The organism is Rudaea sp. (assembly GCF_036383415.1).
Taxonomy (GTDB): domain Bacteria; phylum Pseudomonadota; class Gammaproteobacteria; order Xanthomonadales; family Rhodanobacteraceae; genus Rudaea.
Genome location: NZ_DASVOK010000442.1, coordinates 1 through 1,525 on the forward strand (window position 1 = coordinate 1; position 1,525 = coordinate 1,525).

Here is a 1,525-nt window from a genome sequence, read left to right on the forward strand (position 1 = left end):
CACCGCAGACCTCGCCGCGTTGCAGTCGCGCTCGCGTTCGCTCGAGCGCTGGCTGCGCGATACCGGCGCCGCGTCCGCGCCGCAATCGACGCAGGACCTCGCCGCCAGCGCGGAGATCGAAGACATGATCGGCCTTGTCGACGTGCAACTCGGCGCAGCCGACCCGGCCGATGCGAACGCAGCGCTGCCACTCTGGCGCCGCCGCGTCGCCCTGCTCGAAGACCTGTCGACGCTGCGCTACAGCGCGAACGCGCTGAGCCTGCGCAACGGCATCGCCGTCAACGACACCTCCGCAAACCGAATGGATGCAGCTCCCGCCGTTTGGAGAAATTAGAGAACGCCCATGAAACACTTTTTGTACGCCTTCCCTCTGATCGCTGCCGCCGTCGCATTCGGCACAGGCGCGGCTCGCGCCGCCGACCCGCCACCGACGAGCAGCGCCGCCCCGACCGGCAATCCGGCCAACGCCAAGGTTGATGTCGGCGTCGACGTGAAAGCCGCCGCTAAGCTCGACGCCGAGCAGGCCCGCCGCGAACTCGACCGCATGCGCGAACAGATGCGCGACTTGTCGAAGAAGATGGCCGAGATGTCGGCGCAGCTTGGCGACCTCGGCCCGCGCAACTATGCCTACCAGTACATCGGCGATCGGGATCGCGGCATGATCGGCGTGGTGCTGTCGAAGAACGAGCGCGGCGCGCGCGTCGACGCGGTGACGCCGGGCGGCCCGGCCGACAAAGCCGGGATCAAGAACGGTGATGTGATCGTCAAGGTCCGCGGCGAGAACCTCGGCGAGTCCAGCGACGGGTCACCGAAGATCCTCAACGAGAAGCTGCGCAATCTCAAACCCGGCCAGGAAGTGACGCTCTCGCTTCAACGCGACAACAAAAACGTGGACGTCAAGATCAAGGCCGAACGCCGCGAGCCGTTCAACTTCGCATTCTCGTTCGACGGCGCCGATATCGAACGGGTCCGCGCCGACGCCGAACAGGCCGCGCAGGACGCACAGATGAGCAAGGAGCAGGCCGATCAGATCCGCGAGCAGGTGCGCGAAGCAACGAAGCTGGCCGCAGAACAGAGCCGACTTGCCGCGGAACAGGGCCGGGAGGTCGCCGCACAAGCGCGCGAGATCGCCGCGCAGGCACGCCATCAGGCCTCGGCGAACCGAATTTACTATTCGACGCCATGGTGGGGCCTCAATCTCGCCAGCCTCAATCCCGATCTCGGCAGCTATTTCGGCGCGGACCATGGCGCGCTCGTTCTGTCTGCCGATGCGGAAACGGCGAAGACGCTCAAGTCGGGCGATGTGCTGCTCGCGATCGACGGCAAGAAGATCGAGCGCCCCGAGGATGCGATGCGCCTGCTGCGCGAAGGCGAGACGGGCCGCGAGGTGAAGGTGGAGGTGCTGCGCGCGCACAAGACACAGACGCTGAGCATGAAGGCGCCGGAGTTCAAGAGTCTGTTCGTCCCCGCACCGCCTGCGCCACCCGCCCCGCCAGCGCCGCCATCGAAGCCGCTCGCTCCGCTG

2 protein-coding genes are annotated in these 1,525 nt (G+C 66.8%); both read left to right on the top strand.

What is annotated here, in order from left to right; translation table 11 throughout:
- Positions 1–334, top strand: a 334-nt coding sequence (locus VF497_RS16000; RefSeq protein ID WP_330890540.1) for a hypothetical protein, incomplete at its 5' end; no start/stop codon positions are given.
- A gap of 9 nt (positions 335–343) precedes the next feature.
- The coding region (locus VF497_RS16005; protein WP_330890542.1) for a PDZ domain-containing protein at positions 344–1,525 on the top strand (1,182 nt) is incomplete at its 3' end.